Origin of the sequence: Streptomyces sp. NPDC087263 (assembly GCF_044744645.1) — a bacterium.
Lineage (GTDB): Bacteria > Actinomycetota > Actinomycetes > Streptomycetales > Streptomycetaceae > Streptomyces.
Window position 1 is genome coordinate 184,571 of sequence record NZ_JBIUYT010000006.1, and the last position, 25,111, is coordinate 209,681.

Annotated in this window: 24 protein-coding genes and 1 pseudogene; 13 read left to right on the forward strand and 12 right to left on the reverse strand. The window is 70.6% G+C overall.

What is annotated here, in order from left to right; all coding sequences use genetic code 11:
- Positions 1-251: 251 nt before the first annotated feature.
- The gene (locus ACIPC1_RS21120; RefSeq protein WP_402519027.1) at positions 252-1,502 is read left to right on the forward strand and encodes an FAD-binding protein; all 1,251 of its coding nucleotides are present in this window, start codon (positions 252-254) and stop codon (positions 1,500-1,502) included.
- A gap of 222 nt (positions 1,503-1,724) precedes the next feature.
- On the opposite strand, the gene ACIPC1_RS21125 is transcribed toward ACIPC1_RS21120, so the two are convergent.
- Both ACIPC1_RS21125 and ACIPC1_RS21130 read right to left on the reverse strand, forming a co-directional pair.
- On the reverse strand, positions 1,725-3,197 hold the full coding sequence (locus ACIPC1_RS21125) for an alkaline phosphatase PhoX (RefSeq protein ID WP_402519029.1): 1,473 nt from the start codon (positions 3,195-3,197) through the stop codon (positions 1,725-1,727).
- A 177-nt stretch (positions 3,198-3,374) separates the two neighbouring features.
- The gene (locus ACIPC1_RS21130; protein WP_402519031.1) at positions 3,375-3,533 is read right to left on the reverse strand and encodes a hypothetical protein; all 159 of its coding nucleotides are present in this window, start codon (positions 3,531-3,533) and stop codon (positions 3,375-3,377) included.
- A gap of 111 nt (positions 3,534-3,644) precedes the next feature.
- Here ACIPC1_RS21130 and ACIPC1_RS21135 point away from each other — a divergent pair, with 111 nt between their 5' ends.
- Positions 3,645-4,685, forward strand: coding sequence for an alpha/beta hydrolase fold domain-containing protein (locus ACIPC1_RS21135; RefSeq protein ID WP_402519033.1), 1,041 nt, complete (start codon positions 3,645-3,647; stop codon positions 4,683-4,685).
- A gap of 63 nt (positions 4,686-4,748) precedes the next feature.
- On the opposite strand, the pseudogene ACIPC1_RS21140 reads toward ACIPC1_RS21135, so the two are convergent.
- Positions 4,749-4,886, reverse strand: a pseudogene (locus ACIPC1_RS21140) (LysR family transcriptional regulator); the annotation flags it as partial.
- Between the two features lie 17 nt (positions 4,887-4,903).
- Here ACIPC1_RS21140 and ACIPC1_RS21145 point away from each other — a divergent pair.
- From ACIPC1_RS21145 to ACIPC1_RS21155, 3 genes are all read left to right on the forward strand, one after another.
- Positions 4,904-5,308, forward strand: coding sequence for a hypothetical protein (locus ACIPC1_RS21145; protein ID WP_402519035.1), 405 nt, complete (start codon positions 4,904-4,906; stop codon positions 5,306-5,308).
- 182 nt (positions 5,309-5,490) lie between these two features.
- The gene (locus ACIPC1_RS21150) at positions 5,491-7,032 is read left to right on the forward strand and encodes a carboxylesterase/lipase family protein (protein ID WP_402519037.1); all 1,542 of its coding nucleotides are present in this window, start codon (positions 5,491-5,493) and stop codon (positions 7,030-7,032) included.
- A gap of 76 nt (positions 7,033-7,108) precedes the next feature.
- Complete coding sequence (locus ACIPC1_RS21155; protein ID WP_402519039.1) at positions 7,109-7,696, forward strand: TetR-like C-terminal domain-containing protein; 588 nt, start codon at positions 7,109-7,111, stop codon at positions 7,694-7,696.
- 212 nt (positions 7,697-7,908) lie between these two features.
- Here ACIPC1_RS21155 and ACIPC1_RS21160 read toward each other — a convergent pair whose 3' ends face one another.
- The 4 genes from ACIPC1_RS21160 to ACIPC1_RS21175 all read right to left on the reverse strand — a co-directional run bounded on the left by ACIPC1_RS21160 (position 7,909) and on the right by ACIPC1_RS21175 (position 11,658).
- Positions 7,909-8,775, reverse strand: a complete 867-nt coding sequence (locus ACIPC1_RS21160) for a GyrI-like domain-containing protein (RefSeq protein WP_402519041.1) — start codon at positions 8,773-8,775, stop codon at positions 7,909-7,911.
- Between the two features lie 115 nt (positions 8,776-8,890).
- On the reverse strand, positions 8,891-9,367 hold the full coding sequence (locus tag ACIPC1_RS21165; RefSeq protein ID WP_402519043.1) for a hypothetical protein: 477 nt from the start codon (positions 9,365-9,367) through the stop codon (positions 8,891-8,893).
- Positions 9,368-9,737: 370 nt separating this feature from the next.
- Positions 9,738-9,881, reverse strand: a complete 144-nt coding sequence (locus ACIPC1_RS21170) for a hypothetical protein (RefSeq protein ID WP_402519044.1) — start codon at positions 9,879-9,881, stop codon at positions 9,738-9,740.
- Between the two features lie 139 nt (positions 9,882-10,020).
- Complete coding sequence (locus tag ACIPC1_RS21175) at positions 10,021-11,658, reverse strand: APC family permease (protein ID WP_402519532.1); 1,638 nt, start codon at positions 11,656-11,658, stop codon at positions 10,021-10,023.
- 493 nt (positions 11,659-12,151) lie between these two features.
- Between ACIPC1_RS21175 and ACIPC1_RS21180 the strand changes: the two genes are divergently transcribed.
- On the forward strand, positions 12,152-12,979 hold the full coding sequence (locus ACIPC1_RS21180; protein ID WP_402519046.1) for an oxidoreductase: 828 nt from the start codon (positions 12,152-12,154) through the stop codon (positions 12,977-12,979).
- A 240-nt stretch (positions 12,980-13,219) separates the two neighbouring features.
- Positions 13,220-14,065, forward strand: coding sequence for a hypothetical protein (locus ACIPC1_RS21185; protein WP_402519048.1), 846 nt, complete (start codon positions 13,220-13,222; stop codon positions 14,063-14,065).
- Between the two features lie 35 nt (positions 14,066-14,100).
- On the opposite strand, the gene ACIPC1_RS21190 is transcribed toward ACIPC1_RS21185, so the two are convergent.
- The gene (locus ACIPC1_RS21190; RefSeq protein WP_402519050.1) at positions 14,101-14,883 is read right to left on the reverse strand and encodes a class I SAM-dependent methyltransferase; all 783 of its coding nucleotides are present in this window, start codon (positions 14,881-14,883) and stop codon (positions 14,101-14,103) included.
- A gap of 138 nt (positions 14,884-15,021) precedes the next feature.
- Between ACIPC1_RS21190 and mmuM the strand changes: the two genes are divergently transcribed.
- From mmuM to ACIPC1_RS21205, 3 genes are all read left to right on the forward strand, one after another.
- On the forward strand, positions 15,022-15,945 hold the full coding sequence (gene mmuM / locus ACIPC1_RS21195) for a homocysteine S-methyltransferase (RefSeq protein ID WP_402519052.1): 924 nt from the start codon (positions 15,022-15,024) through the stop codon (positions 15,943-15,945).
- A gap of 205 nt (positions 15,946-16,150) precedes the next feature.
- Positions 16,151-16,435, forward strand: coding sequence for a hypothetical protein (locus ACIPC1_RS21200; RefSeq protein ID WP_402519053.1), 285 nt, complete (start codon positions 16,151-16,153; stop codon positions 16,433-16,435).
- Complete coding sequence (locus ACIPC1_RS21205; RefSeq protein ID WP_402519055.1) at positions 16,432-18,012, forward strand: amidase; 1,581 nt, start codon at positions 16,432-16,434, stop codon at positions 18,010-18,012. Before ACIPC1_RS21200 ends, ACIPC1_RS21205 begins: the two co-directional genes overlap by 4 nt.
- A gap of 233 nt (positions 18,013-18,245) precedes the next feature.
- Here the strand turns inward: ACIPC1_RS21205 and ACIPC1_RS21210 are convergent, their stop codons facing one another.
- Complete coding sequence (locus ACIPC1_RS21210; RefSeq protein WP_402519057.1) at positions 18,246-18,854, reverse strand: hypothetical protein; 609 nt, start codon at positions 18,852-18,854, stop codon at positions 18,246-18,248.
- A gap of 136 nt (positions 18,855-18,990) precedes the next feature.
- On the opposite strand from ACIPC1_RS21210, the gene ACIPC1_RS21215 reads away from it, so the two are divergent.
- A complete protein-coding gene (locus ACIPC1_RS21215) occupies positions 18,991-19,392 on the forward strand; it encodes a VOC family protein (protein ID WP_402519058.1) in 402 nt (133 codons plus the stop codon).
- A gap of 26 nt (positions 19,393-19,418) precedes the next feature.
- On the opposite strand, the gene ACIPC1_RS21220 is transcribed toward ACIPC1_RS21215, so the two are convergent.
- Positions 19,419-20,105: a helix-turn-helix domain-containing protein gene (locus ACIPC1_RS21220; RefSeq protein ID WP_402519059.1), complete on the reverse strand. Its 687-nt coding sequence runs from the start codon at positions 20,103-20,105 to the stop codon at positions 19,419-19,421.
- A gap of 10 nt (positions 20,106-20,115) precedes the next feature.
- Positions 20,116-21,051 (reverse strand): AraC family transcriptional regulator, encoded by a 936-nt coding sequence (locus ACIPC1_RS21225; protein WP_402519061.1) that lies wholly within the window; start codon positions 21,049-21,051, stop codon positions 20,116-20,118.
- Between the two features lie 80 nt (positions 21,052-21,131).
- On the opposite strand from ACIPC1_RS21225, the gene ACIPC1_RS21230 reads away from it, so the two are divergent.
- The gene (locus tag ACIPC1_RS21230; protein ID WP_402519063.1) at positions 21,132-21,980 is read left to right on the forward strand and encodes an NAD(P)H-binding protein; all 849 of its coding nucleotides are present in this window, start codon (positions 21,132-21,134) and stop codon (positions 21,978-21,980) included.
- Positions 21,981-22,135: 155 nt separating this feature from the next.
- On the opposite strand, the gene ACIPC1_RS21235 is transcribed toward ACIPC1_RS21230, so the two are convergent.
- Complete coding sequence (locus ACIPC1_RS21235) at positions 22,136-23,305, reverse strand: YihY/virulence factor BrkB family protein (protein WP_402519064.1); 1,170 nt, start codon at positions 23,303-23,305, stop codon at positions 22,136-22,138.
- Positions 23,306-23,322: 17 nt separating this feature from the next.
- Between ACIPC1_RS21235 and ACIPC1_RS21240 the strand changes: the two genes are divergently transcribed.
- Entirely contained in the window at positions 23,323-24,957 is a 1,635-nt protein-coding gene (locus ACIPC1_RS21240; RefSeq protein WP_402519065.1) for an acyl-CoA dehydrogenase family protein, read from the forward strand.
- Positions 24,958-25,111 lie beyond the last annotated feature (154 nt).

Here is a 25,111-nt window from a genome sequence, read left to right on the forward strand (position 1 = left end):
CTCTTCCTCCTGGAGCCCGTCCGCCGTCAACGGCGTCCTCTCCGGCCGGCCGCCGCTCATCATCGCGGCGGTCTGCCGGCGCTTCACCGACACCGGTGCGCGTGCCAGTCCGACGTAAGCCGCGGTGGCGGTCGGTATTCTCCTCATCGGCGTACGGCCCATGAGGTGACGCGTCCCGGCAAGGTACTTTCCCTCGGTGGCCACCACACCGGCCGCGGCGGACCGCGACTTCCCGGGGAGGGATCGCAGGGATGAACGAGACCCTGACCAACTGGGCAGGCAACATCACCTACACGGCCAAGGAGCTGCACCGGCCGTCCTCACTCGACACGCTCGCGAAGCTGGTGGCGGACAGCGCGAAGGTGCGCGTGCTGGGCAGCGGGCACTCCTTCAACGAGATCGCCGAGCCGGGCGCCGACGGCGTACTGCTCTCGCTGACCGCGCTGCCGCCCGCGGTGGACGTCGACACGACGGCCCGTACGGTACGAGTCGCGGGCGGCGTCCGTTACGCCGAACTCGCCCGCGGCGTGCACGAGCACGGGCTCGCGCTGCACAACATGGCGTCCCTGCCGCACATCTCCGTGGCGGGGTCCGTCGCGACCGGCACGCACGGCTCCGGGGTCACGAACGGTTCGCTGGCCGCCGCCGTACGCGAGGTCGAGCTCGTCACTGCGGACGGATCCACGGTGACGATCGGCCGGGACGACGAGCGCTTCGACGGCGCCGTGACCTCGCTGGGCGCGCTCGGTGTCGTCACCGCGCTCACCCTCGACCTGGAGCCCGACTACCGGGTGGCCCAGCACGTCTTCACCGAACTCCCCTTGGCGGGGCTGGACTTCGAGGCAGTGGCCGCGTCGGCGTACAGCGTGAGTCTGTTCACCGACTGGGGGCGTCCGGGCTTCCGGCACGTATGGCTCAAGCGACGCACCGACCAGCCGCCGCCCGAGTTCCCGTGGGCCGCGCCCGCCACCAGGGCGATGCACCCCGTGCCCAGCATGCCCGCACGCAACTGCACCCAGCAGTTCGGCGTCCCCGGCCCCTGGCACGAGCGACTCCCGCACTTCCGGGCCGAGTTCACCCCGAGCAGCGGGGCCGAGCTCCAGTCCGAGTATCTGCTGCCGCGCCCGGACGCCCTGGCCGCGCTGCACGCGCTCGACGCGATCCGCGGGACGATCGCGCCGGTGCTCCAGGTCTGCGAGGTGCGGACCGTTGCCGCGGACCGCCAGTGGCTGAGCCCGGCGTACGGGCGGGACTCCGTCGCCCTGCACTTCACCTGGGTCGAGGACACCGCGGCCGTACTGCCGGTGGTGCGGCGGGTGGAGGAGGCGCTGGACCCCTTTGACGCACGGACGCACTGGGGAAAGGTGTTCACCGTGCCGTCGGCGGTGCTGCGCGAACGGTACGCGCGGCTGGGCGAGTTCAGGGCCCTCGCCCTGGCACTGGACCCCGCGGGCAAGTTCACCAACGCCTTCGTGGGGGACTTCCTCCGCCCCCTTCCCTGACCCCCTGCCCCCCTGTCGAAAGTCCGTCCCAGGCCATGACCTTCCGGCGCGCCGAGTGGTTGGCGAAATCGGCGCGTCCTTGACCTTGCGCCGCTGCACCTGCTCGGAGAGGAAGGCCAGAGCGCTCGGCGACCCAGGCGCGGCGGGCTGGACCAGCCGCGCCCACTTACCCCAACTACCCTATTTGCCAGGGCAGCTGGGGACGTCCGGTGACGCGTTGTGTCAGCGCTGGTAGCGCCAGGGGCCCGTGATGGCGTAGAGGATGCCGGGGTTCTGGATGCTCGCGTACAGCGTCTTGCCGTCCGGCGAGAAGACGACGCCGGCGAACTCGCTGTAGTTCGGGTCCTCGGCCGTGCCGTCGTTCAGCTCGTTCCGGGCGATCGGGTACGTCTTGCCCGATTCCGTGGCGCCGAAGAGGTGCTGAACGCCCTCGCCGTCCTCCGCGATGATCACACCGCCGTAGGGGGAGACGGTGATGTTGTCCGGGCCGTCGAGGACGCCGTCGTTCGCGTCCGGGTCGGGGTTGACACCCAGGATCAGCTTGAGGGTGAGCGTGCCGCGGGCAGGGTCGTAGAACCACACCTGCCCGTCGTGCTGGACCGGGCTCTCCTCGCGGGCGAAGGACGAGACGACGTAGGTGCCGCCGTCGGCCCACCACATGCCTTCGAGCTTGCGGGCGCGGGTGACCTGCGTGCCGGTGAACTGCAGGCGCGTCGGCACGGTCTTGGCGTCACGGTCCGGAACCTCCACCCACTTGACGCTGTAGGTGGTGCCGGCCTTGGTGGCACGGGACAGGTCGTCGACGTACTGCCCCTCGGAGTCGAAGCACTTGAACGCTTCCAGAACACCGGCGGTGTCGGAGAGCGTCCGCAGCTTGCCACGGCCGTGCTCGAAGCCCTTCGGCGGAGTCCACCGGTACAGCAGGCCGTTGGGGCCCGAGGCGTCCTCGGTCAGGTACAGATGACCGCGCTTGGTGTCCACGACGACGGCCTCGTGGTCGTACCGGCCGAGCGCCTTGACCGGCTTCGGGTTCTGGTTCGCACGGCGGTCGTACGGGTCGACCTCGAACACGTAGCCGTGGTCCTTGGTCATGCCCTTCTCGCCGGCCTTGGCGGTGTTCTCCTCGCAGGTCAGCCAGGTGCCCCAGGGGCTGCGGCCGCCCGCGCAGTTCTGCTGGGTGCCCGCGATGCCGACCCACTCGGAGACCTGCTCGCCGTCCTTGGAGACCTCGACGACCGTGCAGCCGCCGGGGGCGGCGGGGTCGTAGACAAGTCCGGGGGTGAGCGGTACGGGGAACTCGACGGCCGTACGGGAGTCCTTGATCTCGTGGTTGTTGACCAGCAGGGTGGAGCCACGCGTGCCCTTGAAGGTGGCCGTGCCGTCGTGCTTGTTCGGCGTGAACTCGCCCGAGTCCATCTTGGTGACACCGGCGCGGGTGACGACCTTGTAGGAGAACCCGGCCGGCAGCGCGAGCAGCCCGTCCGGGTCATCGATCAGCGGACCGTACCCGGTCTTGCTCTGGTGCCCCTTCGAGAGCTCCTCGTTGTCGAGCTCCTGCCCCCGGCTCTCGGCATCTTCGCGGCTCTCGGCGGCGTACGCGTACGTGCTCGCGGTGGACAGCACAGCGGCACTGCCGATGAGGGCGATACCCGCGCCTGCTGAGGTCTTGGCGAAGTCTCTTCGGGTGGTAGGCACGTATATCTCCTGAGTAAACGATCCGGGGGCGCCCTCGCAGGGCGGGGCGATGCACACAGTTACCTGCCCTTACCAACGGAAGGTGAACTGGACGCAACGCCTGCACGAGATGCCGAACATATGGTCCATTCCTTCTCCTTATCAAGGACTTCTGCTCGTAATTCCCAGGCAGGAGGCCTATCCGGCCACCCCGCCGAGCCTCTTCAGTACGGAAATCTCCGCCCATACGGTCTTGTACGCCCCGTCCTCCCGCGGTACCACGCCCCAGCGCTCGGCCGGCGCCACGACGATCAGCAGCCCGCGCCCGCCGTCGCCGTCCGACGGCTCGTGCAGCACGGGCAGTACAGAGCGGCAATCGCTGCACAACCTCTTGTGGAGATACCTTCTCCGCTTTAGCGTTCGACTCCTCGCGCGGTTAGTCACGGCCGACCCAATGAGGAGTCCCCCATGTCCACTGCTCCCAAGTCCCGCCTGAGACTTCGCACCCGGCACCGTATGCGAAACCTGATCGCCACCCTCGCGGCGGCCTCCGCCTGCCTCGGCGTCCTCGTCACCGCCGGGGACGCCAACGCCGCCGGGCAAGCGGCCAGTTCCTCCTCGGCGGCGAGCACCTACACGACGTACACCGATCTGCCGTACGCGTCCGGCGCAAGCCAGGTCCTGGACCTGTACGTGCCCGACGGCGCCCGCAAGCCGCTCCCGGTGATCGTCTACGTGCACGGCGGCGCCTGGCTCGCCAGCGACAAGTCCGAGCTGCTGCGGACCCTCGGCTGGGAGGCCCTGCTCGACCAGGGCTTCGCGGTCGCCTCCGTCAACTACACGCTCAGCACCGACGCCCAGTTCCCGACGCAGGTCCAGGAGGTGAAGTCCGCCGTCCGGTACCTGCGTGCCGTCGGCCCCCGGTACCAACTCAACGGGAAGGTCGGGCTGTTGGGCGCGTCGGCGGGCAGCCAGATCGCGAGCCTGGTGGGCACGAGCTGTGGTGTTCGCTCGCTTGAGGGCACCATCGGCACGACCGGGCCCTCCAGTTGCGTGGACGCGGTCATGGACATCGCGGGGCCGACCGATCTCGCCACGCTGGCCGCCGCCAGCCCGGCCCTGGCAGGGGCGGTGACCGCCTACCTCGGCTGCCCGGCCGGCATCGAGTCCTGCTCACCCACCGTGCTGCGGCAGGCCGACCCGACTACCTATCTGACCCCCGGGCGACGGCTGCCGCCCTTCCTCATCGCGCACGGTGACGCCGACACCCTGGTTCCGCTGGAGCAGAGCCAGCGGTTCTTCGCCTCGCTGAAGCAGGCCTGCGGGAACGTCAGTCTGTTCACCCTGAGCGGGCAGGACCACTTCTTCGCCACCCTCGGCGCCCTCCTCGAACCCTTCCCGGCCCGGACCGTGCAGACCGCGCAGGGCTGCGGACCGACGAAGACGGCCACCGAGCCACCGCTCGGCTACGCCACCATCGGCGCCTTCTTCCACAGCAACCTGCGCTGACGCACTGCACACGCCCTGAACCCGCCGTCCCCGGCCCATGCGTGAAGGCCGGGGACGGCGGGTTCAGCCAACGGCCTCCCGCAGCGGATCCCGCAGTTTCAGCGCCGCCGGTAGCGGGTCGGCGGGCAGCGCCCCATGGACGGTCCGGCGCAGAGCCGGGTCGGTGAGGCGACGCAGGACGAGTTCGCCGGGGACCGCGGGTATCGGTGGACGTGCGCGTGCCGACCCGGGCGGCGCAGAACCGGATCGACGAGTTCATGCGGGGGCTCACCGCCCGGACGCCCGGTGCCCGGCTGGAGGTGCTGGGCGGCGGTCAACGCCCGCCCATGGAACCGGAGTCCTCCGCCGAACTGTTCGCCCTCACCTCCCGGCTCGCCACGGAACCGGGCCAGGAACCGCCGCGCGGGATCGCCGTCGGCGGCGCCTCGGACGGAAACCACTCCGCGGCGGAGTCATGCCCTATGTGGCAGACCCCCCGCCTTTCCGGCCGACCGTGCCAGATCTCGATGCTCCGCCTCCCCTTGCGGTCCGGACCCGTGACACGGAAGTGCATGGGACGCACAGGGAAGCGGTGGGCGGCGCTGCCACCGAAGATCTCCAGCACCCGGCCGTCGAAGGAGTAGAACTAGCTGCCGGCCCCGGCGGTGATCTCGTCGTTCATTGCGGTGACGCCAACAGTCTCCCCGTCGGCGCTCTCCAAGTGGCGGGCGGCTGGGCGCCCCGTAAATGAGTGGCCCCGCTCTCCCTTCGGCGGGAGGATTCGTCAGTCTCCTCCCGACCTGCCCTAAAGGAAACCGAGGCGCCCGTGGCCGCGTCAAAGTCGTCCGAGCCCCAGTCCTCCTCCGAAGTACGCACGGCGGCCGGTGTGTTGCGCGGCAGCCGTGAGGCGGGGCTCGCGGTCTTCCGCGGTATCCCGTTCGCCGAGCCGCCGGTCGGCGCGAACCGCTTCGCCGCACCGCAGCCCGTACGGGGCTGGGACGGCGTACGGGAGGCCTTGTCGTTCGGTCCGCCGCCCCCGCAGGCCGGTGCGTTCGGCATGGACGCGCTGTCGCAGGACGCCGAGGGTGACGGCGACTGGCTGACGGTCAACGTCTGGTCGCCGGATCCGGCCCCGGGCGCCGGGCTCCCGGTGATGGTGTGGATCCACGGCGGCGCCTACGTGATCGGCACGTCCGGCCTCCCGGAGTACGACGGCAGCCGTCTGTCCGGCGAGGGCGGTGTCGTCCTGGTGACCTTCAACTACCGTGTGGGGCTCGAGGGTTTCGCGCAGATCGAGGGGGCGCCCGCCAACCGGGGGCTGCTCGACCAGGTCGCGGCCTTGCGGTGGGTGCGCGACAACATCCGTGCGTTCGGCGGTGACCCGAACCAGGTCATGGTCTTCGGCCAGTCGGCGGGCGGGGGTTCGGTCGCCGCCCTGCTGGCGATGCCGCGGGCGGCCGGACTGTTCCGCCGGGCGATCGCGCAGAGCGTGCAGAGCACCTTCTTCACGCCCGCGCTGGCCGCCGACATCGCTGCCGCGTACGCCTCGGAACTGGGGCTGCGCCCCACGGTGGCCGACCTGTCCGGCGTGGCCCCGCCCCGGCTCGCCGCCGCGGGCGACGCGGTCACCGCCAAGGCGGCCCAGTGGGCCGAGCGTTGGGGCCGGGCGGCGCAGCGGTCGATCCTCATCTCGCCCGTCGTCGACGGCGACGTCCTGCCGGTCACCCCCTGGCAGGCGCTGGCCGACGGCGCGGGCCGGGACATCGAGCTTCTCGTCGGCCACACCCGCGAGGAGCAGCGACTGCTCACCGCACTCGACGGTCTGCTCGGCCAGGTGACCGAAGAACAGGCGACGGCCGCCCTACGATCCTTCGCCCCCGGCCCCGACGGCGCCGACCGCTACCGTGCCGCCTTCCCGCTCGCGAGCCCCGACGACCTCTACGAACTGGTCAACTCCGACTGGCTGTTCCGCATGTCGTCCCTCCGCCTCGCCGAGGCCCAGACGGCGGCCGGCGGCCGTGCCCACGTCTACGAACTGACCTGGCCCGCCCCCGGCATGGGCGGCGTCCTCGGTGCCTGCCACGGCCTCGACGTCCCGCTCGTCTTCGGCAACCTGACCGGCACCCCGGCCGCGATGCTGATCGGCGAGACTCCTTCCCCGGAGGCCGAGACCCTGTCCGCACACATCCGCACCGCATGGACGGAATTCGCCACCCACGGCACCCCTGGCTGGGCCCCCTACACCCCTGGCCAACGCCTCACCCAGCTCTTCGACACCACCCCGACCGTCACGACGTACCCGGAGGAAAACTCCCGCGTGCTCTGGCAGGACCACGTCTTCCCACCACTGCCACTGAACGACCGATAACCGGACCCCATAAACTGGCCTTTAAACTGGCCTTTCGCCTGGAGCACCCAGGCAGGGCAGGTGGAGGCGGTCACCCATGGCGCGTGTCGGGCTCACGGCCACCCGGCTCGTGGCAGCCGCCGCCGACCTCGCGGACGAGGTCGGCTTCGAGAACGTCACCGTGTCCGCACTGGCACGACACTTCGGCGTCAAGGACGCCAGCCTGTACTCGCACGTCAGGAACGTGCAGGACCTGCGCACACGGATCGCGGTGCTCGCGGCCGGCGAGATGATCGACCGGATCGCGAACGCCGTGGCCGGACGGGCCGGCAAGGACGCACTGGTCGCGTTCGCCGGCGCCTACCGCGCATACGCCCTGGAGCGCCCCGGCCGGTATCGAGCCACGCACACCCAGCTCGACCCCGCCCTCGTCGCCGAGTCCAGCACGTACCGGCGCACCGCCGAGGTGACGTACGGAATGCTCCGCGCGTACGGGCTTTCTGAACCCGACCTCACCGATGCCGTACGGCTGTTGCGCAGCACCTTCCACGGCTACTGCGACCTTGAGTCCATCGGCGGATTCGGCGACCCCAGAGACGTACAGACATCCTGGGAGCGGGGGCTGGACGCGCTTCATATGGCCCTGAAGCACTGGCCGCGGACGGCACACGGCGACGTTGGGTGACCTGGTGACCTGCAACTCGGCGGGGTGATTGGCCGTGTCGGGAGAGAGTCGGCGCGCGGCGGTTCAGAACCGCCGCGCGCCGTTTTCCGCTCGGACCGCGCTCGCTACCGCCGCGCGTCGCTCTCCGTTCAGACTGCGCTACCGCCGCGCGCCGTTTCCCGCTCGGACCGCCGTCCGCTCCATTCGCTCACACCGCCGTCCGCTCCATTCGCTCATACGGCCGTCCGCTCCACGGGAATCCACAACTCCGCGTCGGCCTGTGTCCCGTCCTGCGACAGCCGGGTCCGCAGGATCTCGGGGCCCGGCCGGCTCTGGTAGGGGTTGGACGGGAACCACTGGGTGAACACGTCCCGCCACAGGTACTGGAGCGTCTGTGGAAACGGCCCGGAGCTCTCGAAGACGGCCCAGGCGCCGGCCGAGACGGAGAGGGCGTCCATGTCGTCGGGCACCTCGGCCCCGGTCACCACGCCGTGGTAGTAGTCGAGTTCGGTCCCCTCGGCACGGCTGTCGTCCAGATTGTCGCTCACCGAGATGAGCCCCTCCGGATCCTGATCGGACAGAGCCTCGATGCGCCGGATCGTCTCCTGGCCGAGCCCCCGGATGAAAGCGACGATGCCCGGGTTCATCCCCTCGTGTACGAGGGGGACCCGCGCTTTCCGCCCGACCACGCGGAACTCGTCTTTCTCCACAACCCGGTACCGCATGCTGCTACTCCCTTCGACGATGAGGCGGAAGGACATCCGTGGCTGGGACTCCAGGCTCGCGCCAAGCCGCCTGACCTCGCCGGGACCGACGCCGTGCATGGCGCGGAACGCCCGCGCGAACGCCTCGCCCGAGGAGTAGCCGTACCGCACCGCGATCTCCAGCAGCGTCCGCTCCCCGGCCAGCACCTCGGCACCGGCGACCGTCAGCCGCCTGCGCCGGATGTACTCCGACAGCGGAAGCCCCGCCAGCGCCGAGAACAGCCGCCGGAAGTGGTACTCCGACGTCACCGCGATCCGCGCCAGTTCGGACACCTCGATCCGCTGATCAAGGTGGTCCTCGATGTGCTCCATGGCCTGGTTCAGCCGCTCCAGCACCCCGGCCTCCTTCCCTTGCGATCACCACGTTAGGAAGGACCCACCCTGCCGGACCCGACATCCTGTGCCCGGTCCGGTCGGGTACGGCATCCGCCGCCCCGGCCAGAAGATGGGGTCACGCGAGCTTCCCGACGGAATCCGCGTAGTACGTGGATCCCCTGAGATGCAGGGCCAGTTCACGGAAGCTCCAGCCCTCACCCGGTGAGTCGTCGAGCTGTTCCTCCGTCATCGCCTGGATCCGGTTCGCCCAGATCCGGGCAAGGCGAGTGAGCCGGCTGCGAGCCTCCTCCAGGTCCTCCTGCGTGAACGGCACGAGGTCCGCCTCCGTCGTACTCGCCGACGCATGCCAGTGGTCGGGCTGCGGCTGCTCACCGACGAGACGGGCCTCCAACTCGGCCAGGTGGTCGACGAGATGGTCGGCGACCCGGCGGATGGCTTTGTGCGGGGTGTAGACACGGTCGTCGACATGAGTGGGCTCGCCGTCCCACTCGGTCCAGGTGGCCGCCAGCCCAAGGACGTGGTCCACCATGGCAACGACTCCTTCGGCCAGGTACTCCGGGCTCTCTTTGCTCTCCAACGGGAATTCGCTCATACCGAGACGCTAGAGGCGCAACACTTCGGCTCCGGCCGAACCGTGGGCACGACAGTTGCTCGGACTCGGCCCGAGGAAGGAGGAGTGGCTCAGGGCGTTCAGGGTCGGCGGTCCTCAGGTGGTACCGGTCGGGCTCCGTGGCGTGGCGGAGCGGCGACGGAAACCTGGAGCGCCCCGGTTCCGGTCGGGACGCCCCAGGAGCCCATCTCACCCTTACAACGCCTCCGGCACCAGATGCCGGGCGACTAGTTCGTTGCGGACCAGGCGCGCGCAGCGTGTCTGTCTTGGTGCGGGGACGTCCATCGATGGGCTCGACCTGCGGGCCTGACGCCCGGTCAGGTCCCGCGCGTCCACTGCCTCCATGGCGGGGTCAGCGGGTGCCACGGGACGGATCCGTGGTTTCGCGTGCTGTCGGGTTGAGGAAGCTCCGCTCGACCTGGGCGACGAGACCGCCTTCGCCCGACCGTGACACACCGTCCGCATCCCAGGAGGCCCACCCGGAGACGAAGATCATCTTGAGCCCCTCGTTGACCGCCAGCTGGCGCGATGCGCTTCCCGCACTCGGCCGCGCGAGTGGGCGAGCCGCTGACAGGGCTCGGACCAACGGGCGCCGGGCAAGAGGCCGTTGCTCAGCTGGTGAGTGCTGGTCCGGCTCAGTGCGCGGGTGCCTCGGTGACCGCGACCTCTCCGATGCTCCGCTCGATCTCCTCGGAGGGCGGCGCGGTGGCCCGTGCCCAGTAGTAGATGCCCAGGGAGAAGGCGGCGATGACCACGACGTCCCACCAGAGGCCGATGTGGCCCTCGCCGCCGAAGCCGCCCTGCCAGGAGATCAGGCCCATGCCGATCAGGTAGGCGGGCAGCCACTGGGCGGCCCTGAAGTTCATCCTGGGTGCGTCGGGCAGGCCCTTCCGCGTGGCGTAGAGGGCGTAGCCGCCGAGCAGGACGTAGCCGAGGATGATCGCCACACCCAGCCGCCAGAGGGTGTCCCAACGGGCCCAGTAGATGATGAGGTTGGCCACCACGAAGGACAGCGGGGAGAGCACCTTGCCGCCGGGCAGCCGGTAGGGACGGTCGTGGTGCGGCAGTTTGTCGGCGAAGACACCGTAGGCCAGCGGCGCGCCCGCGTACATCAGGACGCTCGCCGAGGTGATGAAGCCGACCAGCTGCTGCCAACTGGGGAAGGGCAGGAAGCAGACCACGCCGGTCACGAAGGAGAGGATCAGTCCGAACCACGGCACGCCGCGGGCGTCGGTCTTCTCGAACACCTTCGGGGCGTAGCCGTTCCTGGACAGGCCGAAGGACAGGCGCGAGGTCGCGGTGGTGTAGATCAGACCGGTGCCGCCCGGGGAGACCACGGCGTCGAGGTACAGCACGACGCTCAGCCAGCCGAGACCCACCAGCGTCGCCAGACCCGCCCAGGGGCCGCTGATGCCCGGGTAGTCGAGCCCGGACCAGCCGTGGGCGAAGGAGGTGTGCGGCAGAGCGGCGATGTACACGACCTGGAGGAGGACGTAGATGACCGAGCCGATGGCGACCGAGCCGAGGGTCGCGCGTGGCAGGTCACGCTTCGGGTTGCGGCTCTCCCCCGCGAGCTGGATCGCCTGCTCGAAGCCCAGCAGGGCGAAGATGATTCCGCTGGTGCTGATGGCGCTCAGTACGCCCTTGGCGCCGTACGGGGCGAAGCCCTCCGAGGTGAAGTTGCCCGGGTGGAAGTTGGTGAGCGCGATGATGAAGATCGTGGCCAGCGGAATGGCCACCTTCCACCAGGTGGCCGCGCTGTTGGTGTGCGCAAGGATGCGTATGCCGAGGAAGTTGACCACGACGAACACGGCCATCAGGAAGACGGCGACGAAGAAGCCGCTGGTTGTCAGAGTGCCGTCGGAGTGCTGGAACCCCTGCGCGAACTGCCAGTGCCCCGCGTACCCGATCATGGCCTCGACCTCGATCGGCGCCACGGTCGCCGCCTGGAGCCAGGCGAACCAGCCGAAGGACATGCCGGCCAGGCCGCCGAACGCGTAGTGGGGGTAGCGTGCGGTGCCGCCCGCCACCGGGAACATGCCTCCGAGCTCGGCGTGCACCAGCGCGAGCAGCACGATGGCGATCGCGCCGATCAGCCAGGAGATGATGGCCGCGGGACCGGCCATCACCACGGCCTTCTCCGCACCGTAGAGCCAGCCGGAGCCGATGATGGATCCGACCGAGGCCCACATCAGTCCGATCAGACTGACGTCCCGCCGCAGGCCGCTGGGACCCCTCGTGGCCTTCGGAAGAGCACTGTCGACGGTCACCATTCTCATGGGCCTCTCATATATGAACAGACGCATTGAACAGACGCATTGAACAGATACATTCAACACACAAGAGGTCTTAGGCTAGGTTTGGATTGCCTCTTCGGAGAAGGTCGTTGAATTACTCTTGACCGTTACAAGGGAAGTTCCTGGAAAGCACTTCAGGATTTCTGTACGCGGGAATTCAGAATTTCTCCGACGAGGTCGGGCGGCCGTACCGGAGCGAACCGGCTCGGGGACGGCGGCTCCTCGGCCACCACCAACCACCCGTAACGCTCCGTGTCCGGCATGGGCGGCCGCCCGAACGCCGCGTCCACCGAACCGTCCGCCGGGCTCGTGGCGCAGGTCCCACCCATGGACGTCCATGGCCCATGGCCGTAGCCATAGCCATTGGCCATCACGACGGGTCTTGGACGGGCGAGTGGGTTTGCGGCGAGACTCGACGTATCGAAGCCCTGGCGGCTTCGAAAGCAGCTAATCCACAAGGGAGTTGGACATGGCCAAGGTATGGCTGGTCACCGGCGCCAACAGCGGTTTCGGACGGGCGTTCACCGAGGCGGCCGTCGCCGCCGGAGATCTCGTGGTGGCCACGGCCCGCAGGCCCGAGGCGCTGGCCGACCTGGTGGCGGCCCACCCCGAACAGGTCGAGGCACTCACCCTCGACGTCACGGACCCGGCGGGGATCACCTCCGTCGTGGCCGACGTGGTGGCGCGGCACGGCAGGATCGACGTGCTGGTCAACAACGCGGGCCGGACCCATGTCGGCGCCGCCGAGGAGACCACGGACGCCGAGCTGCGCGAGCTGTTCGAGCTGCACTTCTTCGGCCCGGTCGCGCTGGTGCGGGCCGTGCTTCCGCACATGCGGGAGCGGCGCTCGGGGGCGATCGTGCAGCTGAGCAGCATGGGCGGACAGATGTCGTTCGCGGGATTCTCGGCGTACAGCGGCACGAAGTTCGCCCTTGAGGGCTTCTCCGAGGCTCTGGCGCACGAGGCGGGGCCGCTCGGTATCAAGGTCCTGATCGTGGAGCCGGGCGCGTTCCGCACCAGCCTGTTCGACAACGCGACCGCCAGCGAGGAGATCGGCGACTACACGGACACGGTCGGCGCCATCCGTCGGATGGTCGCCACGTCCGACGGTTCCCAGTCCGGCGACCCGGCGAAGGCCGCGGCGGCGGTCCTGACCGCTCTCGCCGCCGAGCCCACCCCGCTGCGGCTGCCCCTCGGCAGCGACGGTCTGGACGCGGTGGTCGCCCACATCGACGCACAGCGGGTGGAGATCGCCGCCTGGGAGAAGGTGGCTCGGGACACGGCGTTCGAGGCATGACGGCGGCCGTAATGGTCCACGGCGTTCGAGAGGTGTCAGCGGCCGTAACGGTCCACGACGTTCAAGGCGTGACGGCGGCCGTGACGGCAACAGCGGCAATGACAGTGGTACGGGCGTCCCGGGCGGTTGGCCGGGACGCCCGGCCTCTCTGGTCACAGGAACATCTCAGACTACCTACATGTACCTCACATGAATGGTTCGCACTCTGTAGTCAGGACCGTTATCCAGAGGAGCGCCGTCATGAGCGATCACGAGCCGCGAAACCCCAACGAACCCGTCCCCACCAGCCCCGTTCCGAGTCCGCCGCCGGTACAGCCGCCGACACAGCCCAAGGAAGCCCGCCTGGCCAAGGCACGGCGCGTGCTGACGACCAAGAAGACCGCATGGACCGTCGCCACCGCGCTCGTGTGTGCGGTGGTCGGCCTTTCCGTCGCCCTCGCCACGTCGCCCTCGGCAACCACGACAGAGCCCGTCAGCTCCGGCAGCAGCGTCGCGAGCGCTCCACCGGCCGGCGGTCCCGCCGCGGGCGGCGGAGGAACCAACGCCCGCTCCGGACCGGCCGAAGGAGGAGCGCTCGGCACCGTCACCGGCGTGACCTCGTCGGGCTTCACCCTGACCACGGCCACGGGCGAGAAGGTGACCGTCAACGAGGCGTCCTCCACGACGTACCTGAACGGGACGAGCTCGACCACGGCAAGTGCCGTCAAGACGGGCGCCAGCATCCTCGTACTCGGGACGGCCGACGGAACGACCATCACGGCCTCCCAGGTCACCGTCCAGCCGAACGGCGACGGCGGAGCCGCGGCCTCCACGGCCGCAGGGGTAGTCCCGTTCCAGCAGGGTGCGTCTTCCGAGGCGAAGCAGGACGGTCAGATCCCGTCGAACTACACCGAGGGCGAGGGGACCATCGTCAGCGGATCGACCGCGGACAAGGCCACCGCAGCCGCACTGGCCGCCTACCCGGGTGGCGTCGTCGACCGTGTGGTGCAGCTGAGCAACGGCGAGTACGAGGTCCATTACATCGGCGTCAACTGGCCGCACCACGTCTTCGTCAACCAGGACTTCAAGGTCGTCGGCGCCTTCTAGTCACCACGTCTCGGCTACGTCGGCACGGCGGCCGCTCAGGCCGCGCGTCTCGCCGTGATGAGTTCGTGCAGGGTGCGCTTCGTGACGCTGCCCCCGTTGCGGTTCTCGATCAGGTCCGTGACGCAGTCCAGCAGGCCGCTCAGCGCGGTGGGGTCCAGGTCACGGTGGTTGGAGAAAGTGCACAGCAGGTCGCGGTACTCGGGGGCCGAGTACGTGATCTCCTGGGCGAAGCGCCGGACCTCCACCGCGTCCAGGCGATCGGAGCGGTCCAGTTCGCCGGTGTCGGGGGTCAGCGCGGACTCGTCCGGCATCCGCAGCCCGGTCGGAGTGGTGGGGTCCCAGCGTTCGTAGCAGCCTTGGACCCGATCACAGAAGTCCTGGTCCCAGCTCCCACCGGCCACGTGCTCGGTGGTGACGAGGGCGAGTGTGCCGCCCGGGGCGAGGGCGGCTACCGCCTTGGGCACCCGGACCGCCGGGTCGATCCAGTGGAAGGCGGTCGCGCAGACCACCAGGTCGAAGGGCTCCTCCGGGAGGGGCCACTCCTCGAAGGCCGAGACCTCGACACGGGCGTTCGGGAAGGGCCGCAGGTTGCGCCGGGTGACCGTGGCGACCGTGGGCCCCAGCTCCACGGCCGTGATCCGGCAGCCCAGCCGGGCCAGCGGGACGGTGAGCTGTCCGGTCCCGGGGCCCACCTCCAGGACGCGGCTTTCCGGGGTCAGGCCTGCGGCGGTGATCAACGCCTCGACCAGCGGAGGCGGGTAGACGGGGCGGGCACGGTCGTAGAGTTCGGGGTCCTCGTCGAACACGTCTCGCAGCATGCCCCAAGGCTAGGCAGCGGCCCTCCGCCCCGCATCCCATATTGTGGGCGAAATATCCGCTTGATGGACGCCCCGTCCGGAGGGACGTCCGGAGGGACGTCCGGAAGCGTCTCCGTCCGCTTCGACTAGCGTCATGACATGACCAGCGACAGCACCGGCACCCTCGCCGACGCCCTCTCCACCGGCACGGTCGTCCTCGACGGCGGCATGTCCAACCAGCTCGAATCGGCCGGTCACGACCTGAGCGACGAGCTGTGGTCGGCGCGGCTGCTGGCGGAGCGGCCCGAGGCGATCGTCGAGGCGCACCTCGCCTACTTCGAGGCGGGCGCCGACGTGGCGATCACGTCCAGCTACCAGGCCACCTTCGAGGGCTTCGCCAAGCGCGGGCTCCCGCGCGAACAGGCGGCCGAACTCCTCGGCCGCAGCGTCGAGTTGGCGCGCGAGGCCGCCCGTCGCGCGCACCTGAAGGGCGTCACACGGCCGCTGTGGGTGGCCGCGTCGGTCGGGCCGTACGGGGCGATGCTCGCGGACGGTTCGGAGTACCGGGGGCGGTACGGGCTGAGCGTCACGGAGCTGGAGCGGTTCCACCGGCCGCGCCTGGAGGTACTGGCCGCCGCCGCGCCCGACGTACTGGCCCTGGAGACCGTGCCGGACGCGGACGAGGCGCGGGCACTGCTACGGGCGGTGCGCGGGCTCGGCGTACCGGCGTGGCTGTCGTACAGCGTCGCCGGCGACCGGACACGGGCCGGGCAGCCCCTGGCGGAGGCCTTCGCCCTGGCCGCCGACGCCGACGAGGTCATCGCGGTCGGCGTGAACTGCTGCACCCCGCAGGACGTGGACGCGGCGGTCGAGACAGCCGCGCGGGTGACCGGGAAGCCGGTCGTCGTCTATCCGAACAGTGGCGAGGAGTGGGACGCGGACGCGCGGGCGTGGAGTGGGCGGTCTACGTTCACCGCCGACCAGGTCGAGGGATGGCGCCGGGGTGGGGCGCGGCTGATCGGAGGGTGCTGCCGGGTGGGGCCCGGAGCGATCACCGGGATTCACGAGGCGCTGGGGCGCTGAGAGGGCGCTGAGGGGTTGAAGGGGTCAAGGGGGTGAAGGGGCTGAAGGGACGTTCAAGGAGCTGAGGGAACGCTGGGGCGCTGAGGGGGCGCTGAGGTTGGCGTAACTCCTGTGAAGCACGGGCTCAATGGAGACTTCACGGGCGGGTGGTGAAGTCCGTGTACTCGTCAGCGATTCAGAGCGGACCACGGACCACGGAGACACCTTGAGCGAGCCCACCGCCGAACAACTGGACACCTACGTACGGACCCGCCTCGCGCTGGCGGGTTTCGATCTCTCCCTGCTGCCCGAGGTCTTCGACGCCGACACGGGGGTGCCCACGCAGGCCCAGACGCTCGCCTCCCTGCGGTCGTTCGTGGCCTCCACCCCGGGCGCGATATCCGGGTGGACCCCGCCGGCCGACAGCCCCGCGTACGCGCAGCAGGCCTCGCCACCCCTCATCTACCCGTCCATCACCGAGGCCTGGACCGGTAAGGCGGGCGACCGATGAGCCGTGCCCTCAACAGACGTGTCTTCCTGGCGAGTTCGGCGGCGGTGGCGAGCGGACTCGCCCTCCAGAGCGCCCCTCCCGCAAGCGCAACTCCCGCAGGCGCAGCCGCTGGCGCTCCCCGGGTCCCCGACATCGACGTACGCAAGGCCGCCCAGCAGGACCCCTCCGAGGCGACCCTCGCCGAGGCCGTCGTCCTCATGCGGCGCGGAAAGCTGACGTCGGCGACGCTGACCGAGGCGTATCTGGAGCGGATCCAGCGATACGACTCCACGTATCAGGCATACGCCGAGGTGACCGGCGACGCGGCGCTCGCGGCGGCGCGGAAGGCGGACCGGGGGCAGGCCGGGACGGGTGGCGTGCTGTGCGGGATCCCCCTGTGCATCAAGGACAACTACTTCACCAAGGGCGTGCCGACGCGCTGCAACTCGTACATCTTCGAGGACTTCGTGCCGGACGAGGACGCCACGGCGGTCGCCCGGCTGAAGGCGGCAGGTGGGATCGTCCTGGGCAAGGGGCAGATGGGGCCGCTCGCCACGACCCGGGCGACGCTGCCGAACGGGACGGTGACGACGGTCAACGCCTGGACGCCCGAGAACCCGAGTGTCGACCCGGGCGGCTCCTCGACCGGGCCCGCCTGCTCGGTGGCCGGGCGGCTCGCGTCCTCGTCGATCGGCACGCAGACCGGCGGCTCCATCGTGCTGCCGTCCAACCAGCAGAACCTGACCGGCCTCAAGCCCACCATGGGCCGGGTGTCCATCCACGGCATCATTCCGCTCTCCTTCACCCGCGACCACTCCGGACCGCTCGCGCGCGACGCCATGGACGCGGCGCTGATGCTCCAGGTCATGGCCGGTCCGGACGCCCAGGACCCGCGCACGTTGGGGCTGCCGGACGTGCCCGATCTGATCCGGTCCGCGACGCCCGTCGTCTCACGCGGCGGTGCGGTACGGCTGCGCCGCGCGACCCGGATCGGTGTGCCGGCCGACTACCTGAGCGCGCAGAAGACCCTGCGCGGGGCCTTCCTCGACAAGCTCGACTCCCTCTCGGGTGTCACGCTCGTCGACATCACGTATCCCACCGACTGGGACCTGCTGACCGGCACCTTCAACGCGGCCCGGCTCGCCGAGCGCAGCGAGCCGTTCCGGCACTGGCTGCGCACGGACCCGGCCAAGTTCGGTGTGTCGCTGCTGAGTTGGCTCCAGGGGCTGATGCTCTCGGGCGACGAGTGGATCACGGCTCAGCGCGCCAAGAACCATCTGCTGCGGGAGGTTCTCGACGGGCTCATGGACCGCTGCGATGTGCTCCTTCAGACCGGTCCGGTGCCGTTCGACATCCTCGGGCTGCCCGAAATCGGCTTCCCCATCGGCTTCGACACGGCCGGCGTGCCCGTCGGCGCGATCCTCGGCGGCCAACCGTACGAGGAGGACCGCCTGTTGGAGGTGGCGGCCGCGTATCAGGCGGTCACCGACTGGCATACCCGGCGCCCGGCCGACCCGACGACCGCCTCGTCGACGCTGAAGGCCGCGACGGTCCGGCCGCAGCTCTCGGCCGAGGAGGCGGCAGCGGCCTCCGCGTGACGCCGCCCGACGGGGGCGGAGGGTCAAGGCCGACCGGGCCCCAGCGGAGGGAGAACGGCCAAGGCCGACAGGCCGGGCGGGAGGGCGGAGTCATGGCCGACGGGCACCGCCGGGGCGACGCAGACGGCGTACGGCCGACAGGGGCGCGACACCCCGCACGGACGGACCGCCGGGAAGGCGTGACGCCGGGGCGGTTTCCGGGGAACTGGGGAGCCAGGCCGCGTATCTCCGTCTCAACCCGTCGTCCCCACCTCGTTGTTGGGCGCCCCGTCGCCCACCGGCGGAAGGTCCCCGCGTTCCACCGGCGTGGTGGCGGTCGGGGCGGGGGTCGGGAAGAGGGCGGCCAGTTCGACGTTCGCCGGGCGGTGGGCCGCCGTGGCGGCGCCGCGGAGGACGGCTCGGGTGACCGAGGCCGAGTCCGCGCTCAGCCGAACGACGACGTCCCCCTTCTCGGGGAGCAGGTACTCGTGCTGCCCACTCCCGGTGCGGTACCAGCCGCCCCCGTCCCGCTCACACCCCGTACAGCTCTCCGCCGTCACCGTGCCCCGGTCCACGTAGAGGTGAATCTGACCTCCGGTCTTCTCGGACCAGTACGCGCTGGAGAAACCGTCACCGCCGTACACACCCACCGACTGCTGGGCCAGGGTGAATCCCGCCACCTCCGTGACGTACACGAGTTCCGGTGCGATCTGCAACGCCCGGGCGCGGGCGTCGAGTTCGGCCCGGCCGGGACCGGCAGGGCCAGGGTCGAGCGTCCCGGTCCCCGCCTTCTCCGTGCCGCAGCCGGCGAGCAGCACGGGGAGCAGCAGCGCCGGAAGCAGAACACGCACGGTTCGGATCATGCGACCATCCTGCCGGACCCGGACCCGGACCCGGACTCGGACACTGCTCCGGACTCGGACACTGCTCCGGCTCCCGCTCCGGCCCGTGTCCGATTCCTTCAAGACTCCCCGCCCCCACCCCGCCTACCGTGACCGCATGACTCCACGATTCGACCTGATCGGTATCGCCGCCTCCGACATGGCCGCCTCCCTCGCCTTCTACCGGCGCCTCGGGCTCACCTTTCCCGAGGGCTCCGAGGACCAGCCGCACGTCGAGACCGAACTCCCCGGCGGACTGCGGCTCGCCCTCGACACCGACGAGGTGATCCGGTCCTTCCACGCCGGGTACCGGCCCCCGGCCGTCGGTGGCCGGGTTTCACTCGCCTTCCTCTGCGACAGTCCGGCGGAGGTCGACTCCGTGTACGACGACCTGGTCGGCGCCGGCCACCACGGCGAGCTCAAGCCGTGGGACGCCGTCTGGGGCATGCGGTACGCGGTCGTGCAGGACCCGGACGGCAACGGCGTCGACCTGTTCGCACGACTGCCGGAAACCGCGTAGCGGCGGAACCCGAACAAGGGCCGCCGCTACCCGCGTCCGAGCAGCTCCCCCAGCGTCGCCCCCGCCAACTCCCGTACATCCCGCGCCAGATGGGCCTGGTCCGCGAACCCCGCCCGGACCGCCGTCTCCGCGAAGGGCACCCCGTCCCGCGCGAGGGCCAACGCCCGCTGGAGCCGCAGCACGCGGGCCAGCATCTTGGGCCCGTACCCGAACGCGGCCAGCGAACGTCGATGCAACTGTCGGGCGCCCAGACCGAGTTCGTCAGCGACGGCGGCCACCGGGCGGCCCGCGTCCAGGGCCGCCACGACCTCTCGGAGCAGTGGGTCGGCGGGCTCGGCATCGGCCGCCCGTGCCAGCGCCACCTCTTCGAGTGCGCTCACGGGGTCGGCCGCGGAGTCGACCCGCGCGGTAAGCCGTCGTACCTCCGAGGCAGGCCAGATGTCCGCCACCTCCACGCGCTGATCGCGGAGTTCGTGGGCCGGCACGCCGAGGAGCGCGGGCGCGGTGCCGGGAAAGAAACGGACGCCCGCCCAGCCACCAGGCATGCCCTCCGGGACGTACGCATGTGTGTCAGGACCGGCGACCAGCAGCCGCCCCTCGTTCCACAGCAGGTCCATGCACCCGTCGGGCAGTACGGGCCGCGCTCCGGGCGCGGCCGGGGTGTTCGTCCACACCACGGCACCGGTGAGCCGGGACGCCCTCTCCGCGTACACGTACGACACGCTACGCCGCTCGCGTCCGGTGCTCCTGCGGGCTGACCCCGTACACCCGCTTGAAGGCACTGGAGAGCGCGAACGCGCTGCCGTAGCCGACCTGCCGGGCGATCGCGCCGATGGTGTCCCCGGTGTCGCGCAGCCGGTCGGCGGCGAGGGCGAGGCGCCAGCCGGTCAGGTAGGTCATCGGGGGCTCGCCGACGAGTTCGCTGAAGCGGCGGGCGAGCGCGGCGCGGGAGACGCCGGCCTTGGCGGCGAGGGTCGCGACCGTCCAGGGGTGGGCCGGGTCGTCCTGGACCAGCCGCAGGACACGGCCCACCACGGGGTCCGCCAGAGCCTGGTACCAGGCGGGCGCCTCGGCCTCGGGGCGGGAGAACCAGGCCCGCAGCGCGGCGATGACCAGCAGGTCGAGCAGCCGGTCGAGGACGACCTCCTGGCCGGGTTCGTCGCGGACGATCTCCTCGGCGAGGATGGCGGTGAGCGCGCAGTCCCACACCTCGGCGGTGAGCGTGAGGAGCGGCGGCAGGGCGTCGAGCAGCCTGCCGCTGATCTCGCCCTGCATCATGTACGTCCCGATCAGCATCACCGCGGCCCCGTCGAGCCGGTCGCCCCAGCTGCGGACACCGAGGTCCCAGTGGCCCTTCAGAGAGCGCCCGTCGGGGTAGCTGCACTCGCCGCCCGGCAGGATCACCGCCTGCGGGACCGTTCCCGGGTCGTCGGCCACGGTGTACGGGTCAGGGCCGCGCGCGATGGCGACGTCTCCCGCGTTCAGCCGCACCCGCTCTCCACCGTCCGCGGTGATCCAGGCGTCTCCGCGGACAAGCAGCATGATCGTCAGAGGGGCGCGGTCCTCGACGCGGATGCCCCAGGGCGGGTCGAAGCACGCACGGATCATGAAGGCGCCACGGGCCCGTGGGCCCTCCAGGAGGCCTGCGAGTGCGTCCATGGGGCCAGCGTAGACGCGCACATATGGGAATGAGCGGTTCAGCGATGGTTCCTTGCGGGGCACCGAAGTTCACTGTCCGTATGACGCAGAACACGGCAGGTACGAAGGACATGACGGTACTGGTCACCGGCGCCACCGGGCGCACGGGCAGCCGGGTCGCGGAGGCCGCGCGGGCGGCCGGGCTCACGGTGCGGGCGGGGTCCCGTTCCCAGGGCACCCGCTTCGACTGGGCGGACCGCTCGACGTGGGCGGACGCTCTGCGCGGCGCCGACGCGGCCTATCTCGCCCACCCCACGGACGTCGGCTCCCCGGACGCCACCGAGGCGGTCGGCGCCCTGGCACGCGAGGCGGTCGGGCTCGGCGTGCGGCGGCTTGTGCTGCTGTCGTCGCGGGGCGAGGAGCGGGCGCACGCGACCGAGGAGGCGCTCAGGACCTCGGGCGCGGACTGGACGGTCGTACGGGCGGCGTGGTTCGCGCAGAACTTCAGCGAGGGTCCGCTGGTGGAGGGGCTGGTCCACGGGGAGCTGGTGTTCCCGGCCGGTGAGGTGCAGGAGCCGTTCATCGACGTCCGGGACATCGCGGACGTCGTGGTCGCCGCGCTGGCCTCGGGCGACCGGTACATCGGGCAGGAACTCGCCCTCTCGGGGCCCCGGTTGCTGACCTTCCGCGACGCGGTCGCGGAGATCTCGAAGGCGACGGGCAGCGAGCTGAGGTACGTCCCGGTGACGGCGCGGCAGTACGGCGACATCCTGGCCGGGTTCGGGGTGCCGCCCCAGGAGGTCGAGCTCCTCGTCGAGATCTTCGAGGGCCTCCTCGACGGCCGCAACGCCCATCTCTCGGACGGCGTCCAGCGGGTCCTGGGGCACGAACCGCGCGACTTCACGGATTTCGCCCGGGAGGCCGCGGCGGCCGGAACCTGGAAGGCCTGAGCCCTTCCGGTGGCGTCAGTCCTCGGTGCGTCAATCCTCGGTGCGTCAGCCCCAAGTGGCGCCAGTCCCCGGTGCGTCAATCCTCGGTGCGTCAGCCCCAAGTGGCGTCAGTCCCCGGTGCGTCAGCCCCAGGTGGTGTCAGCGCCCGGCTGGGGTCACTCCCCCGGCGGCACATCCCCGTTCTTGTGCTGCGGGCGATGCGTGTTCTTCACATGCGCCCGCAGCCGGGAGGTCACGTCCTCCGGCGGTAGGAAACGGGACCAGCGCTCCGGGAACTCGGAGGGCATGTCCGGGTCGTCGGAGTCGTCGAACTCGGCGTCGTAGGAGCGGGACGCGGAGACGCGGGCGACGTACTCGGCGACCTGGGCCTCGCGCAGGCGTTCGTTGTTGGCACGGGCCGCTGCCGTGGCGGCGGCCGGCCAGACGCGGTCGATGGCGGCGTTGACGGCCGCGCCGACCAGGACGGCGAACGCGGACACGCCGATCCACAGCAGGACGGCGACAGGCGCGGCGAGCGAGCCGTAGATCGTGGGGCCCTCGACCGTGTTGGTCAGGTAGACGCGGAGAATGAGACTGCCGACGACCCACATGGCGAGGGCCACCAGGGCGCCCGGCACGTCCTCGACCCACGGGGAACGCACCGGCACCGACACGTGGTACAGCGTGGTCAGGAAGACGATCCCGAGGACGATGACGACGGGCCAGTACAGGATCTGCACGACCGTCTCCGACCACGGCACGATGTTCACCACCGCGTCCGGGCCCGCCACCATCAGCGGCAGCGCGATCGAGCCGATCAGCAGCGCCACGATGAAGAGCAGGAACGACACAATGCGGGTCTTCACGATCCCGCGGGTGCCGTCGAGGCCGTACATCACGGTGATGGTGTCGATGAAGACGTTCACCGCGCGCGAGCCCGACCACAGGGCGAACAGAAAGCCGAGAGAGATGATGTCGGGGCGGCCGCCCTTCGTCACGTCGTGCAGGATCGGCTCGGCGATGTCGTGCACACCCTTGTCGGAGAGGATCGTGCGCGCCGCCTCCAGGATGTTGTTCTCCAGGCTGGCGATCGTGTCGGCGCCGGTCCAGTCGTCCACGTAGCCGAGCAGACCGATCATGCTCAGCAGCAGTGGCGGCACGGAGAGGAGGGTGAAGAACGCCGCCTCCGCTGCCAGACCCAGGATCCGGTACTCCATGCACGAGTTGACGGTGTCCTTGAGCAGCAGCCAGGCGGTCCTGCGCTTCGACACGTTCCTGTACAGCGCCTTGGCGCGGTGAAGACGACCCGAGGGAGGCCGTTCAGGTGTTTCTTTTGCCTGGTGCACGTCCTTACCGTATCCGTATGTCAGCCACCACCCACACCGTGACCAACCAGCCTCCGCCGCTGGTCGGATATGACGTCTTTGCCGCCGACCGGGCCCTCGTGGAGGCGGTCGAACGGCACCTCGATCCACCCCTCCTCGACGAGGCACGCGAGGAGCTGTCGGCGCTCGGACGCACCTCAGGCTCCGCCCAGGTACAGGAGTGGGGCGTACTGGCCAACGAGAACCCGCCCAAGCTGCGCACCCATGACCGCTACGGCAACCGGATCGACGAGGTCGAGTTCCATCCGTCCTGGCACCGGCTCCTCGGCAAGGGGGTGTCGGCCGGGCTGACGGCCGCCTGGTCGCGGCCCGGCGGGCATGTGCGGCGCGCCGCCGGTTTCGTGGTCTGGACGCAGGCCGAGGCCGGCAACGGCTGCCCGCTGTCGATGACCCACGCGGCGGTGCCCGCGCTGCGCACCGACCCGGCGCTGGCCGCCGAGTGGGAGCCACGGCTGACCTCCACCGTCTACGACCAGGACCTGGTCCCTGCCGACCAAAAGCCCGGCGCGCTCTTCGGGATGGGCATGACGGAGAAACAGGGCGGCAGCGACGTACGCGCCAATACGACGGCCGCGCGACCGCTCGCCGAGGACGGGACGTACGAGCTGACGGGCCACAAGTGGTTCTGCTCGGCGCCGATGTCGGACGGTTTCCTGGTACTGGCGCAGGCACCGGACGGGCTGACCTGTTTCCTCGTGCCCCGGGTCCTGGCGGACGGCACGCGCAATGTCTTCCGCATCCAGCGGCTCAAGGACAAGCTCGGCAACCGGTCGAACGCGTCGAGCGAGGTCGAGTTCGACGGGACCTGGGCCCGCCGGGTCGGGGACGAGGGCCGCGGGGTGCGCACCATCATCGAGATGGTCGCGGCGACCCGTCTGGACTGTGTGCTCGGTTCGGCCGCGCTGATGCGCCAGGCCGTCGCGCAGGCCGTGCACCACTGCACCTACCGCGAGGCGTTCGGCGGCAAGCTCGTCGACAAGCCGCTGATGAGGAACGTACTGGCGGATCTGGCGCTGGAGTCCGAGGCCGCGACGACACTCGCGCTGCGCCTTGCCGCCGCTTACGACGACGGGAGCGAGCGGGAGCTGGCGTTCCTGCGGCTCGCGGTGCCGGCCGCCAAGTACTGGGTGACCAAGCGGTGTACGCCGGTGGCGGTCGAGGCCCTTGAGTGCCTGGGCGGCAACGGGTACGTCGAGGAGTCCGGCATGCCGCGGCTGTTGCGCGAGTCGCCGCTCAACTCGGTGTGGGAGGGCGCGGGCAACGTCCAGGCGCTTGACGTGCTGCGGGCGCTCCAGCGGGAGCCGGGTGCACTCGACGCGTACCTGCGGGAGGTGGGGCGGGCGCGCGGCGCCGACCACCGGCTGGACGGGGCGATCAAGAACCTGCTGACCGAACTCGCCGACCTGGAAGGGATCGAGGGCCGCGCCCGCCGGGTGGCCGAGCGGGTCGCGTCGGTGCTCCAGGGGGCGCTGCTCGTCCAGCACGCGCCGCCGGAGGTCGCCGACGCGTTCTGCGCCTCACGCCTGGGCGGCGACTGGGGCTCGGCCTTCGGCACACTGCCGCACAGTCTGGATCTGGCCACGGTGGTGGAGCGGGCACGGCCGGTGTCCTGATCGCCCTGCGGGGTGTGTGGGGGGGAGTTCCTGACCCGCTGTTCAGCGGCCGGTTCGCTGGCCGGCTGGCACGGGGGTGGTGCTGCGCCGACACGGCACCACCCCCGCTTTTCAGGCTCCGTTTAAGGAGCGCCGGCGCCGCACGGGCGACGCC